The 1,328-nt window shown below is 60.3% G+C and carries 1 protein-coding gene; it reads left to right on the top strand.

Annotated features, from left to right (window positions below; all coding sequences use genetic code 11):
- Nucleotides 1–65 precede the first annotated feature (65 nt).
- Nucleotides 66–1,292 (top strand): IS256-like element ISPa1328 family transposase, encoded by a 1,227-nt coding sequence (locus AC4OR5_RS30875; RefSeq protein ID WP_010794468.1) that lies wholly within the window; start codon nucleotides 66–68, stop codon nucleotides 1,290–1,292.
- Nucleotides 1,293–1,328: the final 36 nt, after the last annotated feature.

Below are 1,328 nucleotides of genomic sequence, written 5' to 3'. Positions count from 1 at the left end.
GAGGGTGTCCGAAATTTTGTGTAACCGGCTCATGAGCGACACTGTCGCTGAGAACTGGAGACACCATGAACAAGACGCCCCACACCATTACCGACGAACTGCTGGATCAGCTTCTGGCCAATTATCAGAAGCCTGAAGACTTGATCGGTACCGACGGCATCCTCAAGCAACTGACCAAGAAGTTGGTCGAGCGTGCGCTGGATGCCGAGCTGACCCACCACCTGGGCCACAACAAGCATCAGCCTGTCAGCAATTGGATGGGCAACACCCGCAACGGTTTCAGCAAGAAGAAACTCAAGGGCGAGTTCGGTGAACTGCCCATCGAGGTACCGCGCGACCGGCATGGCACCTTCGATCCGCAGATCATCGAGAAGCACCAGACCCGCTGGACGGGCTTCGACGACAAGATCCTTTCGCTGTATGCCCGCGGCATGACGGTGCGCGAGATCCAGGCGCACTTGCAGGAAATGTACGGTGCCGAGGTGTCACCCAGCCTGATCTCCTCGGTGACCGACGCGGTGGCCGATGAGGTCAAGGCCTGGCAGTCGCGCCCGCTCGATACGGTGTATCCCATCGTCTACCTCGACTGCATCCACAGCAAGGTGCGCGAGGGCGCCGTGCGGGTGAAGGCGGTCTATCTGGCGCTGGGTATCAACCTGGCCGGCGAGAAGGAAATCCTCGGCCTGTGGATCGCCCAGAACGAGGGCGCCAAGTTCTGGTTGCAGGTGGTGACCGAACTGCGCAACCGTGGCGTTCAGGACATCTTCGTCGCCTGCGTGGATGGCTTGAAGGGCTTCCCCGAGGCCATCGAGGCGGTGTTCCCGCGCACCAGCGTGCAGCTGTGCATCGTGCACATGGTCAGGCACAGCCTGAACTACGTGTCCTGGAAGCGGCGGGCGGAGGTCGCCGCCGACCTGAAGCGGATTTACCAGTCCAGCACCGCTGACGAGGCCGAACTGCGCCTCGGTGAATTCGAGGCCAAGTGGGATGACGACTACCTGCCGATTGGCCAGTCCTGGCGACGCAACTGGGCCAGGATCACGCCGTTCTTCGACTTCCCGCCGGAGATCCGAAAGGTGATCTACACCACCAACGCCATCGAATCGGTGAACATGAGCCTGCGCAAGATTACCAAGAACCGCGGCTCGTTCCCCAGTGACGAGGCGCTGCTGAAACTCTTCTACCTGGCGCTACGCAACATCAGCAAGAAATGGACGATGCCGATCCGTGACTGGAAGGCGGCGCTGACTCGCTTTACGATCAGCTACGAAGACCGCCTGCCGCAGCAGTAACCCTAACCCCGGTTACACAAAATTCTGCACACCCTC

It is taken from the genome of Pseudomonas sp. YA1, assembly GCF_058680555.1.
This window is presented reverse-complemented; position numbering and strand designations above follow the sequence as displayed.

Excerpts from the sequence above, each read along its gene's own strand:
- AC4OR5_RS30875 (WP_010794468.1), top strand. The coding sequence starts at position 66 with ATGAACAAGACGCCCCACACCATTACCGACGAACTGCTGGATCAGCTT.